Annotated in this window: 22 protein-coding genes; 8 read left to right on the forward strand and 14 right to left on the reverse strand. The window is 64.5% G+C overall.

What is annotated here, in order from left to right; genetic code table 11:
• Positions 1-2: 2 nt before the first annotated feature.
• From AMA01_RS09200 to AMA01_RS09225, 6 genes are all read right to left on the reverse strand, one after another.
• Positions 3-605, reverse strand: coding sequence for a response regulator transcription factor (locus tag AMA01_RS09200; protein WP_067850236.1), 603 nt, complete (start codon positions 603-605; stop codon positions 3-5).
• Positions 602-1,777, reverse strand: a complete 1,176-nt coding sequence (locus AMA01_RS09205; RefSeq protein ID WP_067850238.1) for a sensor histidine kinase — start codon at positions 1,775-1,777, stop codon at positions 602-604. The genes AMA01_RS09200 and AMA01_RS09205 overlap by 4 nt, the downstream gene beginning before the upstream one ends.
• Before the next feature lie 36 nt (positions 1,778-1,813).
• Positions 1,814-2,566 carry an ABC transporter permease gene (locus tag AMA01_RS09210; protein WP_067850240.1) on the reverse strand — a complete coding sequence of 251 codons (753 nt, stop codon included), beginning with the start codon at positions 2,564-2,566 and terminating at the stop codon, positions 1,814-1,816.
• Positions 2,563-3,483: an ABC transporter ATP-binding protein gene (locus AMA01_RS09215; protein ID WP_231862902.1), complete on the reverse strand. Its 921-nt coding sequence runs from the start codon at positions 3,481-3,483 to the stop codon at positions 2,563-2,565. Before AMA01_RS09215 ends, AMA01_RS09210 begins: the two co-directional genes overlap by 4 nt.
• A 394-nt stretch (positions 3,484-3,877) precedes the next feature.
• Positions 3,878-5,356, reverse strand: coding sequence for a potassium/proton antiporter (locus AMA01_RS09220; protein WP_067850244.1), 1,479 nt, complete (start codon positions 5,354-5,356; stop codon positions 3,878-3,880).
• The gene (locus tag AMA01_RS09225; RefSeq protein WP_067850246.1) at positions 5,353-5,811 is read right to left on the reverse strand and encodes a MarR family winged helix-turn-helix transcriptional regulator; all 459 of its coding nucleotides are present in this window, start codon (positions 5,809-5,811) and stop codon (positions 5,353-5,355) included. The genes AMA01_RS09220 and AMA01_RS09225 overlap by 4 nt, the downstream gene beginning before the upstream one ends.
• A 135-nt stretch (positions 5,812-5,946) precedes the next feature.
• On the opposite strand from AMA01_RS09225, the gene AMA01_RS09230 reads away from it, so the two are divergent.
• From AMA01_RS09230 to AMA01_RS09265, 8 genes are all read left to right on the forward strand, one after another.
• The gene (locus AMA01_RS09230) at positions 5,947-7,155 is read left to right on the forward strand and encodes an MFS transporter (protein ID WP_067850248.1); all 1,209 of its coding nucleotides are present in this window, start codon (positions 5,947-5,949) and stop codon (positions 7,153-7,155) included.
• Between the two features lie 20 nt (positions 7,156-7,175).
• Positions 7,176-8,117: a ribonuclease Z gene (rnz, locus tag AMA01_RS09235; RefSeq protein WP_067850250.1), complete on the forward strand. Its 942-nt coding sequence runs from the start codon at positions 7,176-7,178 to the stop codon at positions 8,115-8,117.
• Positions 8,118-8,252: 135 nt separating this feature from the next.
• Complete coding sequence (locus AMA01_RS09240) at positions 8,253-8,666, forward strand: GntR family transcriptional regulator (RefSeq protein WP_067850252.1); 414 nt, start codon at positions 8,253-8,255, stop codon at positions 8,664-8,666.
• Positions 8,666-9,586: an ABC transporter ATP-binding protein gene (locus AMA01_RS09245; RefSeq protein WP_067850254.1), complete on the forward strand. Its 921-nt coding sequence runs from the start codon at positions 8,666-8,668 to the stop codon at positions 9,584-9,586. Before AMA01_RS09240 ends, AMA01_RS09245 begins: the two co-directional genes overlap by 1 nt.
• Positions 9,573-10,553, forward strand: coding sequence for a hypothetical protein (locus AMA01_RS09250; RefSeq protein ID WP_230087728.1), 981 nt, complete (start codon positions 9,573-9,575; stop codon positions 10,551-10,553). The genes AMA01_RS09245 and AMA01_RS09250 overlap by 14 nt, the downstream gene beginning before the upstream one ends.
• Entirely contained in the window at positions 10,550-11,464 is a 915-nt protein-coding gene (locus tag AMA01_RS09255) for an ABC transporter ATP-binding protein (protein WP_067850257.1), read from the forward strand. Before AMA01_RS09250 ends, AMA01_RS09255 begins: the two co-directional genes overlap by 4 nt.
• Complete coding sequence (locus AMA01_RS09260; protein ID WP_067850259.1) at positions 11,461-12,528, forward strand: ABC transporter permease; 1,068 nt, start codon at positions 11,461-11,463, stop codon at positions 12,526-12,528. Before AMA01_RS09255 ends, AMA01_RS09260 begins: the two co-directional genes overlap by 4 nt.
• Positions 12,529-12,630: 102 nt before the next feature.
• Positions 12,631-15,756 carry an efflux RND transporter permease subunit gene (locus tag AMA01_RS09265; protein WP_067850261.1) on the forward strand — a complete coding sequence of 1,042 codons (3,126 nt, stop codon included), beginning with the start codon at positions 12,631-12,633 and terminating at the stop codon, positions 15,754-15,756.
• Between the two features lie 11 nt (positions 15,757-15,767).
• Here the strand turns inward: AMA01_RS09265 and aroA are convergent, their stop codons facing one another.
• From aroA to AMA01_RS09305, 8 genes are all read right to left on the reverse strand, one after another.
• On the reverse strand, positions 15,768-17,120 hold the full coding sequence (gene aroA / locus AMA01_RS09270) for a 3-phosphoshikimate 1-carboxyvinyltransferase (RefSeq protein WP_067850263.1): 1,353 nt from the start codon (positions 17,118-17,120) through the stop codon (positions 15,768-15,770).
• Entirely contained in the window at positions 17,120-17,605 is a 486-nt protein-coding gene (locus AMA01_RS09275; RefSeq protein ID WP_067850301.1) for a nitroreductase family protein, read from the reverse strand. The genes aroA and AMA01_RS09275 overlap by 1 nt, the downstream gene beginning before the upstream one ends.
• Positions 17,606-17,622: 17 nt before the next feature.
• Complete coding sequence (locus tag AMA01_RS09280) at positions 17,623-18,549, reverse strand: sulfotransferase family protein (protein WP_067850265.1); 927 nt, start codon at positions 18,547-18,549, stop codon at positions 17,623-17,625.
• 3 nt (positions 18,550-18,552) lie between these two features.
• Positions 18,553-19,188: an adenylyl-sulfate kinase gene (gene cysC, locus AMA01_RS09285; protein ID WP_067850267.1), complete on the reverse strand. Its 636-nt coding sequence runs from the start codon at positions 19,186-19,188 to the stop codon at positions 18,553-18,555.
• Between the two features lie 9 nt (positions 19,189-19,197).
• Positions 19,198-20,415, reverse strand: a complete 1,218-nt coding sequence (locus AMA01_RS09290; RefSeq protein WP_067850269.1) for a hypothetical protein — start codon at positions 20,413-20,415, stop codon at positions 19,198-19,200.
• Between the two features lie 62 nt (positions 20,416-20,477).
• Positions 20,478-20,720 (reverse strand): EAL domain-containing protein, encoded by a 243-nt coding sequence (locus tag AMA01_RS09295; RefSeq protein ID WP_231862901.1) that lies wholly within the window; start codon positions 20,718-20,720, stop codon positions 20,478-20,480.
• A gap of 24 nt (positions 20,721-20,744) precedes the next feature.
• Positions 20,745-21,116 carry a TIGR02328 family protein gene (locus AMA01_RS09300; protein ID WP_376738337.1) on the reverse strand — a complete coding sequence of 124 codons (372 nt, stop codon included), beginning with the start codon at positions 21,114-21,116 and terminating at the stop codon, positions 20,745-20,747.
• Positions 21,117-21,268: 152 nt separating this feature from the next.
• Positions 21,269-21,883, reverse strand: a complete 615-nt coding sequence (locus AMA01_RS09305) for a trimeric intracellular cation channel family protein (RefSeq protein WP_082744102.1) — start codon at positions 21,881-21,883, stop codon at positions 21,269-21,271.
• Positions 21,884-21,923 lie beyond the last annotated feature (40 nt).

Raw genomic sequence — 21,923 nt, forward strand, 5'->3', positions numbered from 1 at the left:
GGTCACAGCCAGCCCATGTCGTCCGCCTTGCGGATGGCCTCCTGGCGTGTGGCGCAGCCGAGCTTGGCCAAGGCCCCAGACAGGTAATTGCGAACCGTGCCCTCGGAGAGGAACAGTTCCTTGGCCATTTGCCGCGTGGTGAGCCCGCGCTTGGCGAGCCGCAGAACGTCGATCTCGCGCGGGGACAGCGGATTATTCGTCTCGATGGCTGCCATCATCAGGGCGGGATCGAACACGCGCTGGCCCGCCATGATGGAACGAAGGTGAGCCGCGAGTTGCTCCACTTTGCCGTCTTTCAACAGGTAACCGTGCACCCCGGCCTGCAGGGCGCGCATGAGGTAACCAGGCCGCGCGAAGGTGGTGAGCAACCCCACGCGCACGCCGGGCACTTCCGTCAGGATTTGCTCCGCGGCGTCGAGCCCGCTCACTTTCGGCATCTCGATATCCAACAGCGCGAGGTCAGGCTGTGAAGCCATCGCTTTCGCCACCGCCTCCTCGCCATCGCCCGCAGTGGCCACCACGTCAAAGTCGCCCTCCAGGGCGAGGAGCGTCGCAAGCGCATCGGAGACCAGGCCCTGATCTTCCGCCAATAACACGCGTATCACGGCAAACCCTCCTGTGGCTCGATTGGAACGGGGGCCTTCAACACCACGACCCAGCCTGGCTCGAACTCGGGCCATCCGAGGGCTCGCCGGCGCCAGTCTTCCCGCCCCAAACATTCGCACTCGCCCTCAATCTGCGCCATGCGGGCGCGCATGCCGGCAATGCCGCTCCCGCCGCAAGTCGGGATCGTCGCGAATTCTGCCGCTCCCTCGCCGTCGTCTGCGACGGCAAGCGCCACGAGCGGCCCGTCCCGCCAGAGGCGGACGGCGCATCGCCTGGCGCCGCTGTGCCGGACGACGTTTGTCACGGCCTCGCGAAGGCACATGGCGTAGGCGTGCTCGAGTGTCCTCGGCAGCGCATCCATCTCGCAGGCCATCCGCACCTCGATGCCCGCGGCTGCGAGCACCTCTTCCGCGGCGCGCCAGGCGTCCTGCCAATCCGGCGCCCGCATGTCGGCCACGTACGCGCGCACCGATTCGAGCGTCGCGCGGCTCACCCGCTCAATCTGGTCGATCTCGTCGCGCGCTCGCGGAATGTCTCCGGTGCGCTCCAGGATCCGCCCGGCCACCTGCGCCTTCAGCGTGATGAGCGATAGTTGATGACCCAGGAGGTCGTGCAGGTCGCGCCCGATGCGCGCCCGTTCCTCGGCCTGGCTGAGCCGCGCAATCTCGCTCTGCGCCGCCTGAAGCCGCGCGTTGGTCTGCTCGAGCGCCGCCCAGGCGCGCATCATGTAGATGAGGATGCCCCCGCCGAACAGGGCGCCAACCAAGAGGTAATGAAAACCCTCCGGGAACGGGACGTGATGGGCCCGCTCGACGGCCACGAGGGCGCCGACGCTCGCGCACAGGACGGCGAATAGCGCCATGGTGCGCCGAAGAGGCCCGTAGAGAATGGTGGCGACGGGGTAGAAGAGAAGATACACGTAGTTCAGGCTGAATCCCGCCATCAGCGTCAGGAGGATGGCCAGTTGCCCAAAGAACGCCGCCATCCGCCAAGGGCTGTTGCGCCGCGTGAGAAAGGCCACTGCGTAAAGCGCACCAAAGGCAACCAGGCTCCCCATGCCAGCCGCCATGGCCCGCACTGGAAGCCCGAACAGAAACGACGCGGGATACACCAGTTGTAGCAAAAAGAAGATCATCGTCTCGATGGCGCCTCGGCGGAGTTTCCGCCTCATGTCGACAGCCTCCCGACTGTTGGGCCTACACATTCATCACGCGACCGAACGAACCTCCCGCGGTCGTGTCGACACCCACGCCGCCAGAAGCACAAAGCCTATCAGGTAAGCGAGAAGAACGGCCACATCGCTCCACTGGACGGTGCGCTGCCCGATGAGAGACCAGGCGATATCCGCCAGCCGGTAGGTCGGCATCCAGAGCGCGAGATGCTGGAAGAAAGGCGGCAGAATCTGAATCGGTATCCATAGCCCGCCCGCGATGGATATCAGGAAATACACGATGCTCGCGAGAATTTGCGCGGCCTCTCGTCCGCCGACATGCCCAATCAAAATGCCGAGCGCAGTGAACACGAGCGCGCCAAACACCGTCGCCGCCCCGCACGCGATCCACTCCCCGGCAGGCATTTGAACGTGTTCCACGAACGCGCCGACCACGAACATGATGCCAATGGCGATGGCGTTCACCACCACGTTCGCCGCGATCTTCGTCGTCACCGCCTGTGTGGCCGGGCGGGGCGTCGTCAACATCCAACTCGTCCACCCCTGCGTCCGCTCGATGGCCACTCGCACCGCGTTGCCGTTCAAGCCCGTGCCTACGACGCCGAACACAGACATCGAGATGAGAAAATACTTCGACCACTCGATCCCGCCCACCTGCGCGTGTCGGCCGTACAGATGGACGTACAGGAGGTAGAACCCGACGGGAAACAGGAGGGTGAAGATGAAAAAACGGCGATTGCGCACATTCCGCAGCACCTCAATGCGCCACTCCAGAAACCACGAACTCATCGGCTCACGCCCCTCCTTTCGACGCCATCATCCAACTCCGTCAAGGCGACGAACGCATCCTCCAGCGCGCCCTGCGAGACTTCAAACGAAGAGGCGTCGAGATCGCGCAGGATGATAGCGCGAAGCACATCGTCCGGGCGGTCCGTCTCAATTCGCACGTGCCTGCCGCTGTATCGCACCTGTCGCACATGCGGAAGCTCTGCGATTTGCTCGTTGCTGCACCGCGGGCCCGCGATAAAGCTCACGTACCGATTCCCGGCCTGCGCCTTGATCTCGGCAAGGCTCCCGTCCGCGATGACGCGGCCGCCCTTGAGCAAGATGATGCGATCCGCGACGGACTCGGCTTCCTCAAGGTGATGCGTGGTCAGAAGAAGGGTGCGCCGGCCGTCATGCACGAAACTCCGCAGGCTGTCCCAGAACGCGCGCCGCGACTCGACGTCCATGCCCGTCGTCGGCTCATCGAGGACCAGGAGAGCCGGATCGCCCGCCATGGCGAGGGCGAACTGGAGCCGCCTTTGCTCGCCGCCGGACAGCTTCACAGCCTCCCGCTCTGCGAGATGCTCGATCCCGGCCATCTGAAGCAGATGGTCCACGGCCAGCGGATGCGGATAGAAGCTGCGGAACCAGGCCAAAAGCTCCTTCACCTTCACGCTCTGCGGCAGGGTGACATGCTGCAACATGACGCCGAGCTGCTCTCGCGCGGCGCGATCGCGCGGGCGATGGCCAAAGACTCGCACCGAACCAGTGGTCGGCTGCGCTAGGCCGAGGATCATCGAGATGAGCGTGGTCTTGCCGGCTCCGTTCGGCCCAAGCAGGGCCACGATGGTACCGGGGGCGACGTCGAACGTGACGTCGTCCACCGCGTGAACCGCGCCAAACCGCTTCGAAACGTGCTCCACCGAAATGGCGGTTGACACCAAAGGAGATCGCCTCCAGGATCTGTCCTCACGTCCATCCTAGCGTTGTGCGCGGTGCGTCAGCCAGTGCATATCGTCATCGATGGCATGTGACAATTGTCACACGGGCGCCGGCACGATGTCGCGCGTGTGCAGCATGCACAAAGCGAGTGCATGCGCTATCATGGTGGTATGCATTGGCCCGCAGGCAGAAGGCGAGGGATGTGCCATGCGAGTTTGCACCAAACCCCTGTGGTCCCGCCCTCATTTCGACGATGAGGACGATGACCTCCTGCTTGAGATGGCCGAAGAACTGCCCGGATTCCGGTCTGTGGAGAATGAGGCAGCCGAGAAGCCGTGTGGTGACGAGCCCTCGTGAGCCGCCGATTCGTGCGGCGCCGCCCATCATCCATCGTCACGGCAGCGCCTCCGCACGCCCCACCTGATCCTCCCGAAACAGCCGCTCCAGATCGCCGACGGCGCCTTCGTGGGCCAGAACCAGCAGGTGATCTCCAGCTCGGATGCGCGTGCTCCCGCGCGGGACGACGGCCTTCCCGTCGCGCACGACGGCGTAGCACAGTGTGTCGGCTGGAAAGGCGAGATCGCGCAACCTCTTGCCGGCGCTCGGCGATCCCGGCGCCACCTCGATGGGCACGACGACAGCGGCCTCCCGCGCGACGGCGAGCAACTCGCACATCGACTCCGACGGGGTGGCCTGCACGAGCCCCAGCTTTTCGGCGAACCACTGCACCGTCATCCCCTGAACGAGCGCGGAGACCAGCACCACGAAAAAGATCACTTCCACGAGTGCGATGTACCCCTGGACGTGTGCCTCGACGGCAAACAGCACGAGGACGATGGGCGCAGCGCCGCGCAAGCCCGCCCAGGCGATAAACCAGCGCTCGTCGGCGCTCAGTCGGAAAAAGAGGGTCGTCAGCCACACGGCGGCCGGGCGGGCCACAAAGATGGCGCCGCACGCGAGGAGCAGGCCGGGCACGGCGACGTCTGCAAAGTCGCGCGGGACGAGGAAAAACCCGAGCACGACGAACATGACAATCTGCACGATCCAGGCGAGCCCTTCGTGGAAGCGCAGCACCGCCAACCGCTCTTGCATCCGCGCGACCGCCATGGCGACGCCGGTCAGGTACACGGCGAGAAACCCGCTTCCCGACATCGACTGCGCGACGCCGAACGACAGAAGCGCCATCGCCAATGTCACGGCAGGATAGAGGCCCGGTGTGTCGAGCCGCGCCACGGAAAGCAGTTTGCGCCCGAGATAGCCTGCCACGAGCCCCACGCCAAGGCCAACGCCCATCTGCTCCACGAACAGGACGGCCACGTCCATTGGATGCATCCCGCTCCCTCCGATGCGGGCGAGATCGATCAAAACCGTCATGAGGAAGAAGGTCATCGGGTCGTTGGTGCCGGACTCCACTTCGAGCACGTCGGCCAACCGCTCCCTGAGGGACGTGTTGCCGAGCGCGCTGAAGACACTGGCGGCGTCCGTCGAGCTCGCCGCGACGCCCAACATGGCGCAGGACAGCCAGGGCAGGCGCAGGACAGCGTGAGCAAGCGCGGTCATGATGGCGCTTTGCACCAACACGCCGAGCGTGGCCAAGGACATCGCTGGCCAGAACGCGCGGCGCACCCGCGCGGGCGTGGTGTGCAGCCCGCCATCGAAGAGAATCATCGCCAACGCGAAGTAGCTGAGGTTGGTCGCCACACCCGGAGACACCGCCGTGAGCAAATCCGGGTCCAGCGCGGCGATGGCGCAGCCGAGCGCAACGAACCCCACCATCGCCGGAAGCCCCACCCGGCTGTGAGCGCTCGCGATAAAGACGCCGGAAAGAAGCACCACCGCCACCACGACGCTCGCGACACTCACCACGCTCATGGACGCTCCGCCTGCTGTCTTGCGCGAATTCGATCATTCAATCGGCGCAACAGCGAGAGGAACGTCCTTCGCTCCTCCTCCGTCCAATCGCCGACGAGCGCCCGGTACAACTCGATGCGCGATGCGCGCGTGGCCTCGAGCGCCTTCACACCCGCCTCCGTGATGGTGAGGCGAAGCTGGCGCTTATCGTCCTCATCCCGCTCTTTGGCGATCCATCCCGCCTCGACGAGCGGCGCGATCTGGCGGCTGATGGTGGAAATGTCGAGCAAAAACCGCGCCGCAAGCTGGCCAGCGGTGAGCTCCCCCTCCTCGCACAGCGCCAGCAGGATGAGATACGCCGAGCGGTCGATCTCGCGATGCTTGCGCCACGACTGGCGAGCGCCTTCCAGACGCCGCGCGAAGATGGCCATCTCGCGCTCCAAGGCTTCCAACGACTCCATGTTGGCCTGATCCATGTCGGCCTCCTTTGGGTGCATTTTCGCCACGATAGTTGTATAATACAATAGTTGTGCAGACTTCACTTCTCGTGTCCCTGAACAATTCGGGACGGGCAGTTGACGCTCGGTATCAGACGAAAGGAGGAATTTTTCGTGTCCGCGCAACCTGATGTCGCGCAGGAGTTCGATCACGCCGAGTCGAACATCCTCCGCCAACCTGCGCCCGTGTGGGCGGTCGCCTTTGCCTGCGTGGTCGCCTTCATGGGCCTCGGCTTGGTTGATCCAATTTTACCCGCGATCTCGGCACAACTCCATGCCACAAAGGCTCAGACCGAACTTCTCTTCACGAGCTATATGCTTGTCACCGGCTGCATGATGGTCTTCACAGGTTTCATTTCAACGCGCATCGGACCCAAGTACACGCTGCTCAGCGGACTCGCGATCATCATCGTCTTTTCCTTCCTGGCTGGCCGTTCACACAGTGTCGGCCAAATTGTCGGCTTTCGCGGCGGCTGGGGGCTTGGCAATGCCATGTTCATCGCCACCGCGCTTTCCGTCATTGTGTCCGTCGCGAGAGGCACCGCGGCAAGCGCCATCATCCTGTACGAAGCCGCTCTCGGGCTCGGTATCTCCGTGGGTCCGCTCCTCGGGGGGACGCTCGGCGAGCACAGTTGGCGCTATCCGTTCTACGGCGTGGCGACGCTCATGGCCATCGGATTTGTGGCCGTGCTCCTCTTTCTCCGCGGCGTGCCAAAGCCCGCGCACCGCGCTTCCATCACGGCGCCGTTTCGGGCCCTCGGACATCTCAGCCTGCTGACGCTCGGCCTGACGAGCCTGTTTTACAACTTCGGCTTCTTCACGCTGCTCGGCTACGGCCCGTATCCGCTGCACATGTCCGCCATCGGCATTGGCTACACGTATTTCGGCTGGGGCATCCTCCTCGCCGTCACGTCGGTCTTCGTCGCTCCGTGGCTGGCAGAGAAGTTCGGCATCCTGCCGGTGATGTACACCATTCTCGCGCTCTTCGCGCTGGATTTGCTCGTGATGGGGCTCTTCGTCCACTCGCGGCTGACGCTCGTCATCTGCATCATCCTCGCCGGCGCCTTCCTCGGCGTCAACAACACCATCATCACGACCGCGGTCATGCAGGCGGCTCCCGTCGAGCGGCCCACCGCATCCGCGGCATACAGCTTCGTCCGCTTCGTGGGTGGCGCCGTCGCCCCCTGGCTCGCTGGCAAACTCAGCGATGCCGTCGGTCCCGCCATGCCGTTTTTCATCGGATGCCTAGGCGTCGTCGTGGCGATCATGGTACTGTGGATAGGACGCAACAGGCTGCGCCACATTCGGTACGTGGCCCACTGACCAGGCAGAGGATGAACGGTATGGAGCTCATCTTTCTAGGCACGGGCGCCGGGGCCCCTTCCCGGCGCCGCAACGTGACCGCCATCGCGCTTTGGCTCACCCGCGGCGACAGCACTGTGTGGCTGTTCGACTGCGGTGAAGCGACGCAACACCGCATGTTCGACGCGCCGTTCGGCCCCAACCGCGTCGATCGCGTCTTCATCACGCACCTCCACGGGGATCACATCTTCGGCCTCCCCGGGCTCCTCAGCACGCGGTCGTTTCCAGAGAACGTCGGACCGCTGCACCTGTACGGTCCCCCCGGGACCCAGGCGTTTGTCCGCGCCGCCATCGATGCGAGTCACACCCACCTCAGCTATGAAATCCAATTTCACGAGTGGACATCGCCGAAGCCAGTTCCCGCCCGCGAAGGGCTGTACACCGTGCGCGCGGCGCTGCTCGATCACGCCATACCCTCCTACGGCTACCGAGTTGAAGAAGCGCCCTTTCCCGGCCGCCTGCACGCTGAACGGCTGCGCGCCGCGGGCGTGGCGCCAAGCCCCCTCTGGGCGCGCCTCAAGGCCGGCGAGGACATGACCCTCCCCGATGGACGGCGGCTGCGCGCGGCCGATTTCGTCGATCCGGCCGAACCCGGGCGCGTCATCGCCATCCTCGGCGACACGAGGCCATGCGAGGCCGCGGTGGAACTGGCGCGCGGCGCCGACTGCCTCGTGCACGAAGCAACGTTTCTGGACCGACATGCGCATCTCGCCTCGGCCTTCTTCCACAGCACGGCGCGCCAAGCCGCCGAGATCGCCCGGGAAGCAGAGGCCAAGTGTCTCATCCTCACGCACGTGAGCGCCCGTTACGAACGGGCGGAGGAGGATGAGATCCTCGCGGAAGCCCGAGCCATTTTCCCCAACACGCTGCTCGCGTACGACGGCATGGCCCACGAAATCCCTAGGAACAAGCGGGACGTCTGACGTCGGCCGAGATCGTCTGCTCGGCCGCTTGACATCTCCAACCAGTCCCCGTATGATGCATGTGTACTACTCGAACTAGTACACATGAGACACGAGCCTGAGCGCGCCCACAAACGTCCGCCACAAAAGGGGGTGATGGCCGTGTGGCTTCAGGTGGATCCCCGTTCTCCCACGCCGGTCTACCAGCAGATTGTGGACGGGATCAAGGGGGCGGTCGCGGCTGGCTGGCTGAAGCCCGGTGATCGCCTGCCCTCGGTGCGCGATTTCGCCGTCTCCCTCGCCATCAACCACAACACAGTCGCGAAGGCGTATCAAGAGCTCGAGCGAAGCCGCGTCATCGAGGTCGTCCGCGGCCGTGGCACGTTCGTGGCGAGCCCCGGGCAGAGGCCGCCCCCGGATGTCGAGGAGCGCATCGAGAAACTCCGCGACACCCTGAGGCTCGCGTGGATTGAGGCCTACCACCTGGGCCTTGTGGAGGACGAGTTCGAACGAATGTTTCGCCAGGCGCGTGACGATGCGCGAGGCGGCGAGGGGAAGGAGGGACTGTAATGGAGGCTATCCTGTCCGTTCGCGAGTTGAAGAAGCGCATCGGCAACCATCTGGCGCTCTCAGCCGCCACGTTCTCGGCGGACGAGGGATCTGTGCACGCGATTTTGGGCGCCAACGGATCCGGCAAGACCACGTTGCTTCGCGTCCTTGCGGGACTGTACAGGCCGGACGCAGGGGAAATAGCCTGGATAGGCTCTCGCATTGCGCCCTGGGACCAACCCGAGTGGCGCGCGGCGATGGCCCTCGTGGACCCTGTCATCTCGCTGCCCACGCGCTTCCATCTGGATGACTGGGGGCGGTATGCGGCGCGCACGTACCCCCGCTTTGACGCCGATCGGTTTCACAAGCTGGTGAGAAGTCTCGAGCTGCCGACCGACGAGCGCATCCGGCGTTTTTCCCTCGGAATGCGCATGCAGGCGAAGCTCGCCCTCGCACTCGCCATGCGGCCGCGCCTCCTCCTGCTCGATGAACCGACCACGGGGCTGGATCCGGTCGTGCAAAGGCAAATCTGGCAATGGCTGCTCGGCGAGGCAGCCGACGCGGGCTCGACCATCCTTCTGGCCACGCACGACCTCGACGCCATGGAGCGGCTGGCGGACAGCGCCACCGTGATGTTCAAAGGGCGCTCCGTATGGTCGGGCCAACTGGAAAACGCGAAGGAGAGTTTTGTCAAAATCTCGGTACGGACAGAGGGAAAACATGCGCTCGACGCTGAAGGATGGGCGCTCACCTGGGAGCGGGACAGCGGAGACCGATGGAGCGCCATGGTGGAGCGAAACGCCCTCCCACAGCTCATGGCGAAGTTGCGCGACGCCGGCGCCGAGCCCGCCGTGTTGCAGGAACGCCTGCCGCTCGAGGAATGGTTTCGCTCGCTCATGAGGAAGGAGGGCTACGCGCGTGACATCGATGGGACCACGTAGCGCCGTGTGGTGGTACGCGTGGCGTTCCTTGAACGGGTGGCTCATCGCCACGCCGTTTGTCCTGGCGCGCAACTGGATTCTTCCGTTTCTGAGTCTCGACTCGATGAGCCTGTTGCGCCAAAATCTCGAGCGCACCGCGCTCGGCCAACCCGCGTATCAGCTGGACGTCAGTATCTTCTGGGCCATGTTGTTAGGCGTGCTCTCGATCGGACTCGTCACGCGCCGCGGATACATCCTGAGCCTGCTCGCCGGACCCATCCGGCGGAAGGACGTGTACGCCATCCACGCGTGTCTCACAGGCGCTGCGCTCGTGGTGAGCCAACTGTTGGTGCTCCTCTACCTGTGCGCCCTCGACGCCATCGCCGGCATGCCGGCCAGCCCGACGCTGCTCGTTCACGTGCTCCTGAAGCGGCTCCTCGTCTACCTCGCAGCCTGGAGCCTGGGCGTAGCGGCAGGTGCGACCATCACGAACGTCGCGATGGCATACGTTTGCGCCCTTGGTGTCGCGAGTTTCCCGGCGTATGCGGCCGCCCTCATCCAGTACGTCAATGCCAAATGGACGATGATGCAATCCATGCATCTATTGCATCTATACAGGGACTTGATTCAACTTTCCCCTGTGACGCTGCTCGACACGGTCACGGGCGCGTCTCTTGCGGCGTACGCACTGTGGTTCACCGCGTGGATTGCCTTCTGGCTGCTGCTCGGAGCCAGGCTGTTCGAACGACTGCCGCTGGAACTGCTGGAGGAAACGTTTCCGTTTCGCGCCTACCACCGTCTGCTGGCCCTTGGCATCTCGCTGCTCGCGGGCTTCATCCTGGTCGAGTGGGTCGATCACGCGGTCAATCTCGGCCGGGGCAAGGCGGCCGCGATCGAAGCGGTGTTCATCTGGCTCGTCGGATCCGGGGCAATCTTCGCCGCCTTAGATCGCGCGGGCGTGTACCGAAAGAGGAGGTGGAACCCATGAACGTGTTGCAACTGTTTGACGTCACCAAACGCATTGGGCCCCGCGAGATCGTCCGCCAGCTGAATATGAGCGTGCGCGCGGGCGAAGTGTACGGCTTCCTCGGGCCGAACGGCGCTGGCAAGACCACGACCATCCGCATGATTGTCGGGCTCATACGGCCCACGCGCGGTGCCATTCAGGTGTGCGGCCACGACGTCGAGCGCGATCCCGTCAGCGCCAAGCGGCACCTCGGCGCCATCGTCGAAAATCCCGAGATGTACGGGTATCTGACCGGCCGCCAGAACCTGCTCCACTACGCGCGGCTGGCAGGATTGGATCGCATCGAAGAGCGCATCGAGCGCGTGGCCAAACGCGTCGGCCTCCAGGATCGCATTGACGACAAGGTCAAGCGCTATTCGCTCGGCATGCGGCAACGACTCGGTGTGGCGCAGGCGCTGATCGCCGATCCGAAGCTGCTCGTGCTCGACGAGCCCACGAATGGGCTCGATCCTGCAGGCATCCGCGAGTTCCGCGAACTCGTGCGCGCCCTCGCCTCCGAAGGCTTGGCCGTGTTCGTCTCCAGCCACCTGCTCTCCGAGGTCGAGCAGATGTGCGATCGCGTCGCCGTGCTTCAACAGGGCAGGGTCATCGCCGAGGCGAGCGTGGCGGAGCTTCGCGCAGGAGCTGGCTCCCTGCGCCTGCGCGTGTCTCGGTGGGACGAGGCGACCGCATGGCTCCGGGCGCGCGGATTCGAAGTCGACGGAAGCGACGCCAGGCTCGTCGTCCATCATCTTGACGACGCCCGTGTCGCGAAGCTCCTTCGCGATCTCGTTGGCGCCGGATTCGACGTCTACGAAGCGGCGCGCACCGGCGGACTGGAGCAATCGTTTCTCGCGCTCACAGGCGCAGAGTCGGGAGGGGATACGCCATGACGCTCTGGCGCGTCGTGCAAAACGAATGGATGAAACTCGTGCGCCGCAGGCGGCTCGCCGTCGTGGTGGCGCTCGCCCTATGCCTCGTGGGGATGTTTGCGCTCGGGGAGCATCATGAGAAGCAAATTTACAGCCGCGTGCCGACCCAGGCAGCATCCGCCGACTGGAAGGCGAACGCCAAGGCCGATCTTGCAGCCGCAGAGGCGCAGCTCAGCCTGCTCGAACGCCGGTCCCCCACCTCCGCCGGCGCGGCCCAGGCGCTGGCAGCCCTTCAGCAGCGCGTACAGGAGGACCGTTACCGCCTGGCGCATGACGTCGGGCCCATCTCGCCCAACCTGTTGAACGGCTGGGCAGAGACGAGTCAGTTTGTGGGCGCCGCCACCAAGACGTTCATCCCGCTGCTCGTCGTGATCCTCGTCGGCGACATGGTGGCCGGCGAAATGACCCAGGGGACCATCAAGCTGCTGGTGGTGCGGCCCGTGCGCCGGCGCACACTGCTGCTTGGCAAATGGCTCGTCTCCGTGGCGTCGTCCGCCGCGCTGTCCTTTCTGCTCTGTTTCGCGTTTTTGGGCGTCGCCCTGGCCATCGACGGCCCTCAGGGCGCGATGCAGCCCGAGTGGCTGAACGTCCACGTGCGATTCTTCACGCAACCTGGCGCCCTTCAACCCACGCCCGTCGCGATGTACGATCACGCCGCGGTCTGGCCGATGTGGCATGCATTTCTGCTGCAGAGCGCGCTCGTGGCAGGCGCCATGATGGCGGTGGCCTCCATCGCCTTCACCTGCTCCGTCCTCTTTCCGTCCGCGATGGTGAGCACGTCGGCGGCCATGGGTTCCATCATCATCGGCTTCGTGGTCGCCGCCATGGCGCGCGGCCAATCCTGGGTGAGAATGCTTTTCACCACCCATCTCAGCCTGTATGGCGATCTCGCCGGTGGCACCGCCTTCACCGTCGGCTCTCCGGTCTCGCTCGCCCAGGGCGTCGCGGTGCTCCTCGTCTGGACCGTGGTGCTTCTGGCCGCGGCCTTCCTCCGGTTCGGCCGCCAGGACATTCTGAACGCCTGAGGCACGCCCCGGCTCCTCCTCCGTCTCTCGTTTTTTCTTCTGGATTGGCTTGCAAATGGCGGCCCGTCCGGCGACGATAGACGGAAGAAAGGAGCCGGGATCGTGCAACTTGCCAAATTCTCCATTCGCCGCCCCGTCACCATCACCATGCTCATGATTGCGCTCGTCGCCGTCGGCGTCTTTGCGCTCCTCCACCTGCCGGAAGAGCTGTACCCGAAGCTCAACCTACCGGTGGCGGCGGTGGTCACGTCGTGGAACGGCGCCTCGCCGGAAGAGGTGGAAAAACAGATTTCCCACCCGCTCGAGCAGGCGCTTGAGGGGCTCTCGGGCGTGAACCTGATTGAGTCCCAGTCGACGGCCGAAAGTTCGCTCGTAATTGTGGAATTCAACTACGGCGTCAACCTGGACGAGGAACTGAACCAGATGCGCAGCCTGGTGAACCGGGTTCAGCCGGAACTCCCGTCCGACGCCACGACGCCGCTTGTGCAGCAGTTCGACCCCAACAGCCTGCCCATCATGCGCATTGCCGTGTACGGATCGAAGGGCGTTTCCCTGCAGACCGTGTCCGACGCGACGACCAACGTCGTAGAGCCGGCCATCGAGCGGCTGAACGGCGTGGCGGGCGTCCAGGAGGCTGGCGGGCTCGTGCGCCAGATCACCGTCCAGGTGGATCCGGACAAGCTGAAGGCGTACCACCTGAGCATCGAGCAGGTGGTGAACGCCATCGCTGCCAACAACCTCTCGGCGGATGCCGGACAGGTCCAAAAGGACAACCTCCTCATTCCCCTCCACGTGAGCGGGGAGATTGGATCCGCATCGCAACTTGGAGATCTCGAGATTCCGCTGCCTCTGCGCGGCGACGTCAAGCTCAAGGACATCGCTCAGATTGAGGACGGCCATGCGCCCGTCGAACTCGTGAGCACGGTGAACGACGCGCCGGCCGTGACCCTGTCCATTTCGCAGGCGTCCGACGCCAACATCGTGCAGGTGTCGAACGGCGTGTGGCAGGCGCTCCCGTCCATTGAAGCGCAGCTGCCGCCCGGCGTGCACCTGGAGGTGCTCACGGACGACGCGCAGCCTGTGCGCGACACCATCCACACCGTGGTCAACCACACGGTGCTCGGGTTCATCTTCGGCATCCTGGTCATCCTGCTGATCCTGCGCAGCGTGCGCTCCACTATCGTCGTGGCAGTCGCCATCCCCATCGCCACGCTGTCCACCTTCGCGCTCATGGCCGCTGCCGGGCTCTCCATCAACTCCATCACGCTGGGATCGCTCGCGGTGGGCCTCGGCTCGCTCGTCGACTTCTCCATCGTCGTGCTGGAGTCCATCTTCCGATCTCGCCAGCGCGGCCTCCGCCCGATGGAAGCCGCCGTGGTCGGCACCGAAGAGGTGGGCCTGGCCGTATTCGTGGCCGCGTGCGCGCAGATCAGCGTCTTTGCGCCGTCCATCTTCGTGCCGGGCATCGCCGGACAGTTTTTCAAGCCGCTGTCGCTCACGGTCTCGTTTTCGCACGTGGCCGCGCTGTTCGTGGCGCTCACCTTCACGCCGATGCTCGCGTCGCGGCTTCTCAAGGGCCGGCGGTTCGACGAGCCGGATCGCCTGCCGGGTCGAGACGCGCCCATGCGCTGGTACGCGCCGTTTGACTGGTCTGCGCGCTTCATGCACGGGCTGACGGAACTGTACCGCCGTCTGCTCGCCTTCAGCCTGTCGCACCGGAAGACGATTTTCACCGTCACGGCACTCATGTTCGTGGCGAGTGTGGCCATGGTGCCGAAAATCGGTTTTGAATTGGTGCCGAACGTGGGCGAGGACGAGATGACGGTGAGCGTGCAGACGCCACCCGGCACCTCGCTCGCGGCGACGGAGAAGGTGACCAAGCGCGTGGAGGCGCTCGCCCGCGCGCATCTCCACGGGATTCAACAAATCGACGCGCAGATCGGCGGCAACTCTTACGCCGCGCTGCCGGCCACCAACCAGGCGACGGTCACCGTGCGGTTTGAGGATTCCGTCTCGAGCCAGCATGTCGAAGCGATGACGTCGCAGTTCAATCAGCTTGCCCAAGCCATTTCGGGCGCCACGGTCACCGCGGCTGCGGCGTCCGCCAACGGAGCGAGCGGTCCGGCGTCGGATCAGATTTCAGTGCAGATTCAGGGCTCTGACGTCGCCACTCTCACACGTCTCGCGAATCAGGTGGCTGCCGCCATGCACCGGGTGCGCGGCCTGGAGGACATTCAAAATGGCGCCACAGCGGCCATGCCAAACGTGACGCTGACGCTGGATCCGTCCTCGCTTGCGGAATACGGACTCACGGCGCAAGCCGTGGAAAGCGTGCTGAAGGCGGACGTCGGTGGGCAAATCGCCTCGACATACGACGTGAACGGCAACACGTACAACATCGTCGTCGAACTGCCGCCGAGCTACGCGCAGAACCTGAACCACCTGCAGGATCTGACGGTGGAGAATCAGGCGGGGCAGATGGTCCCGGTCACGAAGCTCGGCACCGTCTCGAACGGATCGGAGCCGCCGAACATCACTCATATCAACGGGGTTCGCACCGTGGAGGTGACCGCGACGCCGTACGGCGTCACGCAGGGCCGCGCGCAGCTGGAACTCGCCCAGCAACTGAAATCGATTCGCGTTCCGGCGGGGTACAGCGTGGGGTTCGGCCAAGGCGGGGCTTTCCTCCGCCAGACGATGTTCGACATGCTGTGGGCGTTCGTCTTCTCCGTGGCGCTCTTGTACATGCTCATGGCGAGCCTGTTCGAGTCCTTGCTCACGCCGTTTGTCATCATGTTCTCGCTGCCGCCGACCTTCATCGGCGCGGCGCTCGGGCTCACGCTCACGCACCGATCGCTCAACGTGGACTCGGCCATTGGCGTGATCATGGTGATGGGCCTCGTCGCGAACAACGCGATTGTGCTGGTGGACTACGCCAACCGGCTGCGCCGCGAAGGCAGGCGCCTGCGCGAGGCGCTCATGGAAGCAGGACCCGTTCGACTGCGCCCCATCCTCATGAGCACGGCGACGACGGTGCTCGCCATGCTGCCACTCGTGATTGGCTACGGAAAAGGCGCGGAGACGCTCGCATCCATGGCCACGGTCATCGCGTTTGGACTGACGTTTTCCACCCTGGTCACGCTGCTTTTAGTGCCCGCGGTGTATATGGCCATCGCAGGCAAGCGCGACGAACAAACGGAGGCTGCCCCGGCGCGCCATGCGCCGTGAGCAGCCTCTCTTCATTGGACGAGATCGACCGGAACGTCCATCTCCCGCAGGTGTTGAAAAAACGTCGGGCACGTCTTCGAGACACAGCCCGGATCCTCAATTTCGATGCCCTCGGCGCGCAGCGCGAGCACCGAGAGCGCCATGGCCACGCGGTGGTCATCGTAGGACGGGAGCACCGCGGGCTGAGGCGCGCCCGGATACACGACGACGCCGTCTTCCCGCTCTTCGGCGCGGACGCCCACGCGCGCGAGGCTCTCGACGATGACCCGGATGCGGTCCGACTCGTGATGCCGGATATGGCCCACGCCGGTGATTTCAATCGGCCCGTCCGCAAACGGCGCGAGGAACGCGAGCGTCAGCGTCTGATCCGACATCTCCTTCATGCTGAAGGAGAAACCGCCGCGAAGCTTCTCGGGGCCTTTGACCGCGACGCCCGCAGGTGACGACTCCACCTGACATCCCATCTTCGCGAGCACGTCGACAAAGTGAACGTCGGGCTGGCGCGTGTCGCGCGTGAGGTTTGTCACACGGACCCGACCGCCCGTCACAGCCGCGGCGGCGAAGAAATAGCAGGCCGTGGACGCGTCCGCCTCAATGTCGTACGCGCGGCCGCGGTAGCCACCCGGCTCGACCGAGAGGGAGGCGAGATGGTCCGCAGCCGCACACGTCGCGCCGAACGCCTGCATCATGTCGAGCGTGATGTGGACGTAGGCGTGCTGGACAATGTGATCCACGATGCGCACGCTCACCGGCGCGCGCGCGTAGGGCGCCGCGATGAGCACGCCGCTCACAAACTGGGACGATTGCGCGCCCGACATCGCGACCTCTCCGCCTGCGAGACCTCGAGCCCTGAGGCGAATGGGCAGCGTGTCCGGGCGCTCCAGCGGCTCGATTTCGGCCCCGAGCGACCGCAGCGCTTGAAACAGCTCGCCCATCGGCCGCTCGTTCATCCGCCTGCTGCCGCGAATCTCGTACTCGCCCGATGACGCCGCGAGCGCGGCCGTGAGAAACCTCGCCGTCGTGCCGCCCGCACCGGTGTAGACGCGCGCGTCACTTCGCGGAAACTGCCCGCCGCAGCCGGTCATGCGGACGACGTCTCCCTCCACCTCAACTGGGACGCCGAGCCCGCGCAACGCCTCAATGCACCAGTACGCGTCGTCGCTTCGCAGGATGCCCGAAAGCCTCGACTCGCCCGTTGCCAGCGCGGCGATGACGAGCGCCCGATTGGTCACGCTCTTCGATCCCGGCACGCGCACCTCCGCGTCCACGGGACTGCGCACAGGCCCCACCCGCGCAAGGCGATAGCCCCCGAGCGCCCAGGGCGATCTCGCCTCCAGATCCGCGCCTTGCCTCGCGTCCGCCATCAGGGCACCCGCCGGATCTTCTCGGCGATGGGCGTGCGCGGCTTCGCCGGCGGCACTTCCTCCGGATAGCCCAACCCGATGATGTTCGCAATGTCGTACTCGTCCGACACCCCGAGCACCTGGTGCGCGTGCTCCTGCCAGCCAATGGACGTCCAGCGGATGCCCGCGCCGTTTGCCTCCGCGATGAGGCTCAAGTTTTCGAGGAAACAAGCGACGGCCATCAGGTTCTCATCGCGCTCCATCTGCGAAGCCCCCCGCTTGCTGAGCACCGCAAGCACGACCGGCGCATCGCCAAAGTTCGCGCCGTGACGCAGATTCATCCGCGCCTCCGGCCCCACGACGATGATCTCCCATGGCTCAGTCATCTTGTGGTTCGGCGCGTTCGTCGCCTCCTGCAGCCAGCTCATCCACGTCGCTTCATCAATGGGATCCGCCTTGAACTGCTTGATGTGCCGGCGCCCCCGAATCGCCTCCAAAACCTCCATGCGCTTCTCCTCCCGTCTCACTGCGATCCCGCAGCCCGCGCCGGGCGCCGCCACGCGGACAAGTCGCGATGGATGAGCGCCTCCAGCCGGGCCACGTCCGGCGCAAAGAATGCGGTCAACTCCTCCCGAAGGTCGGGCTCCATCTCCATCCGTCCGAGCACCATCGACTTCGCCTGGTTGCCCAACCGCTCGCGCACCGCGGCCGGAATGAACGGCTTCACGATTTCCTTCAGCGCGTTCGGCTTCGCGATGAAGTTGTAGAGCGATCTCGACTTGGGCACGCCCGACTCGTTGTGGCGAATGGAGGTGTCTGGAACGAAGTCTGTGGACACGCCGAGGAACGCGCAGCAGTCCCGAACCACCTGGACGGGATCGCGCGCGAAATCCTCAAACAGGATGACCTTGACCTGATCTCGCCCGAACACGTCGAGATACCGCTTGACCTGCGCCGCATACAGGCCGACGGCACGATAATACCACAGCGGCTCGTAGTGTTGCCGGATCCGCTCCTCCTCCTTGGCGAGCGACTCGCGGAACGAAAGCGTCTCTCGCTCGTCGCGCACTAGATGCATGTAGGCGGAGAAGGCGCGATCGACCGGATTGCGCAGCATGATGAGGATCTTGGCGTCGGGGTGCGCGTCGTAGATGCGCTGCGCCGTGCCGGGGTAGAACAGGTAAAACACGGATGCCTCGCCCACAGCCCGCTCGCCTCGAACGCCGTCAAACAGCTTGAGGTACGCGGCCTCATCGCGAATCGTGTACAGGTTCATGCCCTCGTCGCCGGGGCCTGTGAAACGCTCGGGAAAATCGGGGATGGAGAAGAAATGCGCCTCTTTCTTCGGCGGAATGTAGATGTCCGGGTGCTGGCTCAGATACCGATCGAGCGAACTCGTGCCGGCCTTCGCCGCGCCGACGATGAAGAAATTCGGGTGCGCCACGTCCATCCCCTACCTTTCCCCGGCCGCCCGCTCGCCCGCGGCGTTCGCCGGCGTATTCAGGCAGCCCGTTCGCTCAAGATAGCGGAGAATGTCCTTGACGCACTCGTGGATGGGCGTTCGATCCGTCTTCAGCACGAGATCCGGTTTATGCGGCGGCTCGTACGGATCGTCGATGCCCGTGAACCCTTTGATTTCCCCAGCCAACGCTCGCCGATAGAGCCCCTTCGGATCGCGCGCCTTGCACACATCGACCGGGCAGTCGACGAAGACCTCGACAAACTCCCCCGGCTCAAACAGCGCGCGGGCCGCCTCCCGATCCCGCCGGTATGGCGAAATGAGGCCGCAGATGGCGATGACGCCCGCGTCCACAAACAGCTTCGCCACCTCGGCCGTCCGCCGGATGTTCTCCGCGCGATGGTCGGCGGAAAAGCCGAGATCGCGATTGAGCCCATGGCGGAGGTTGTCCCCGTCCAGCAGATACGTCCGCACGCCTCGCTCGTGCAGCGCGAGCTCCAGCGCGCAGGCGATGGTCGACTTGCCCGATCCCGACAAACCCGTCAGCCACACCACACAGCTCGAATGCCCGTTCAATCGGCGCCTGTCCGCCTTGGTCACCGGCGTAGGCTGCCACACAATGGTGCTCATCGCTCACCCTCACTTCATGTGTGTCTCCCCCAACAGACGCTCCATCTGAGCCGCGAGTTTCCCGACGACTTCTTCACTGGAGTACGCCAGGGGCACGGGCACGGAAAACGACTCGCCGCGCTGGTACGCGTCCATCAGCGCCACCATCGCCGACGCGATCCCGTCCACGTCGCGCGGGCTCACGACGGGATGTCCCTCGGCGCGAAGGATGTCCGCAGCGGTCCCTTCCACGTCCGTGATACCCAGTATCTTCCTTCCGGCACCCAAATAATCAATGAGCTTCGAGGCCAGAAATGGGTTGCGGCCTGTGGCCGATGGCGCATCGATGAGAACGAGCACGTCCGCCTGCCGCATGCGCACAAGGCTGTCGAGATACGACACCCGTCCCTTGCGAATCGGAATGGGCGCCCGCGCCACGAGCGGCTCAAACTTCGACTCGACGTTGCCGTAAAACTCCACGGCCACGCGTTGTCGCATGTCGGGCCGCGCGGTCAGGGCCTCTTCGAGTCCGGCAAGGAACGGCTCCGGCGAACGCTGTCCATAGAAGTCGCCGAGATACGCGAAGAGCAACTTGTCCGCGATCTCCGCCGGGCGCTCGACGCGCTCCGGGTAGAGCTCTGGCATGAAGTGATGAGGCAGGACCAACGACTTGTCCGCGACGGGCACGTGTGGATACAAATGAACGTACTGCTCAAGGATTTCCTTCGTGGGAAAGATGAGCGCGTCCGCCTTGGCTACGACCGCGCGTTCATTCGCCTCGTCAAACGCCTTGCGCCTCGACGTTCGCCCCGCGTGGTACGGATTGTGCGCCCAGGGATCGCTGAACTGGGCGATCCACGGTCTCCCAGTCCGCAGCTTCCAACGAAGTGCGAGAAGATGGCTCGCGCCCGGCTGGGATCGGCTGTAGAGGAGATCGACGGGCAGATTCATAGAGGCCGGCGCTTGCTTCGCCCACAGCCACGCCTCGTCGGCAAATCGCCCAATGATCTTCTCCAGCGCGCGGCGCGGCTTGTACGCGGACGGCATCCAGGTGGGGAGTCGCTCCACCTCGATGTCGTCCGGAAGCGAGAGCGTCGTATCGGCGGACGGGACGCTGGCCGTGACGAGGCGCAGATGAAACCACGTTCTCAGCACCTTGAGCGTTTTCCACACGAGAATCGATTCGGCGTTCAAGACGGGCGGCGCGTGATACGAAATCACCGCGACAGTCGGTTTTCCAGTCGGCAACGGATGCTCCCCCTGTCCGAAAGATACATCCGTAGTATAGCGAAACGCTCCACGTCTGGATCTCACGCCCGCGGCAACCACGCGACCGAACCGTCCGGCACCTCGAGCGACGGCCGCGCGTACAGGTACCCCTGTTGCCACGTGTATCCCAGGTCAAGCAGGGCCATCGCTTCCTCAGGCCGCTCGACGCCCTCCGCCAACAGGCGAATGCCGAGCGATTGGGCCATCTCGGCGAGCCCTTGCGCCACACGGCGTTTGGCGGGATCGCGGTCGACGTGATCGACGAATTGGCGATCCAACTTCACGACATCTCGAAAACCTCCGCGCATTCACAGTATGATGCCCTTCGCCCGTAGGTTTTCGAGACAAGCGGCCAGATACCTGTCGTCATGCTCAGGATAAATGGGCGACGACTGGGAATCGCGAGAAGGGTCCACTTCAGCCAGCGGCGCGCGCTTCCCGCGGTAGCGCGGATCCCGCCACGCGGAATCCACGTGGTACCCTCGCCGCTCCATCTCCTCCATGACCAGCCGATGATACTGAACCAAGTACTCGTACGGATGCTGAAAGACGTAATTCACCGTCGCGTGGGGGCGGTTCCAGCCAAGCCCCCGCAGAGCACAACATTCCCGATGCTGCCCCAACAGCTGCGCGCGCGGCAGCTTCGGAATCAACGCCTCATGCCAGAGTCTCACGATCACGGACGCCCTTTCATCAGGCGGCCAGAGCGCTGTTGAGAGGATGGAAACTCTCCCCTTGATCGTATCTGACCAACCTTGAAATTTTCTTGAGGAATTTTTGAGATTGGAGCACTGTCAAACCACGGCATTTGAAGCAGCAAGTTGGCAAGGGCTCATGCGCCGAAGGGCGTCGTATTTCCCTCCGGCGGCCCGGTACGTGGAAGATGCCAATTCCAGCGAACCGACAGAATGCGAAGGGCGGCGACGAGAGCGGACAGCAGATATTCCTCCCACGCGGCCCGGACGAGCCCTAACCCTACCGCGGCACCGGCCAGCATCGCCCAAATGGCGTAAATCTCGGCCTGAAAGACGAGCGGTTTGCGCGAGGCGAGGAGATCCCGGATGAGCCCGCCCCCAATCCCTGTCATCAAGGCGGCCACCACGGTGGTGACAAACGTGCTGTGCGCCCGATACGCATACATGGCGCCTTCGACCGCGAACGCCGCCAGGCCGATGGCGTCGAAGAAGCTGACGATCCGCCGAAAGCGATGCAGAAATCCGTATGGCAGGATGAGAACAGCCGTGATAGTCAGAGCAGCCGTGACAAACAGGACGGGCTGGTGCCAGATCTGCGCGACAGGCAAACCGACGATGAGATTCCGAATCATACCGCCTCCGAACGCGGCGACGAACCCGAGCACATACACGCCGAGCCAGTCATACCGCTCTTCGGTCGCAACGATGGAACCGCTCAGGGCAAACGCAATTGTTCCGATGACGTTAAGCACACTCCATACGATGGGGCATCCCTCCTTGCCAGAACACAAT

This window comes from Alicyclobacillus mali NBRC 102425 (assembly GCF_001570745.1).
Taxonomy (GTDB): Bacteria; Bacillota; Bacilli; order Alicyclobacillales; family Alicyclobacillaceae; genus Alicyclobacillus; species Alicyclobacillus mali.

Excerpts from the sequence above, each read along its gene's own strand:
- cysC (WP_067850267.1), bottom strand. The coding sequence starts at position 19,188 with ATGAGCACCATTGTGTGGCAGCCTACGCCGGTGACCAAGGCGGACAGG.
- AMA01_RS09225 (WP_067850246.1), bottom strand. The coding sequence starts at position 5,811 with ATGGATCAGGCCAACATGGAGTCGTTGGAAGCCTTGGAGCGCGAGATG.
- AMA01_RS09280 (WP_067850265.1), bottom strand. The coding sequence starts at position 18,549 with ATGGACGTGGCGCACCCGAATTTCTTCATCGTCGGCGCGGCGAAGGCC.
- AMA01_RS09220 (WP_067850244.1), bottom strand. The coding sequence starts at position 5,356 with ATGAGCGTGGTGAGTGTCGCGAGCGTCGTGGTGGCGGTGGTGCTTCTT.
- aroA (WP_067850263.1), bottom strand. The coding sequence starts at position 17,120 with ATGGCGGACGCGAGGCAAGGCGCGGATCTGGAGGCGAGATCGCCCTGG.
- AMA01_RS09255 (WP_067850257.1), top strand. The coding sequence starts at position 10,550 with ATGAACGTGTTGCAACTGTTTGACGTCACCAAACGCATTGGGCCCCGC.
- AMA01_RS09275 (WP_067850301.1), bottom strand. The coding sequence starts at position 17,605 with ATGGAGGTTTTGGAGGCGATTCGGGGGCGCCGGCACATCAAGCAGTTC.
- rnz (WP_067850250.1), top strand. The coding sequence starts at position 7,176 with ATGGAGCTCATCTTTCTAGGCACGGGCGCCGGGGCCCCTTCCCGGCGC.
- AMA01_RS09205 (WP_067850238.1), bottom strand. The coding sequence starts at position 1,777 with ATGAGGCGGAAACTCCGCCGAGGCGCCATCGAGACGATGATCTTCTTT.
- AMA01_RS09240 (WP_067850252.1), top strand. The coding sequence starts at position 8,253 with ATGGCCGTGTGGCTTCAGGTGGATCCCCGTTCTCCCACGCCGGTCTAC.
- AMA01_RS09245 (WP_067850254.1), top strand. The coding sequence starts at position 8,666 with ATGGAGGCTATCCTGTCCGTTCGCGAGTTGAAGAAGCGCATCGGCAAC.
- AMA01_RS09250 (WP_230087728.1), top strand. The coding sequence starts at position 9,573 with ATGGGACCACGTAGCGCCGTGTGGTGGTACGCGTGGCGTTCCTTGAAC.
- AMA01_RS09260 (WP_067850259.1), top strand. The coding sequence starts at position 11,461 with ATGACGCTCTGGCGCGTCGTGCAAAACGAATGGATGAAACTCGTGCGC.
- AMA01_RS09210 (WP_067850240.1), bottom strand. The coding sequence starts at position 2,566 with ATGAGTTCGTGGTTTCTGGAGTGGCGCATTGAGGTGCTGCGGAATGTG.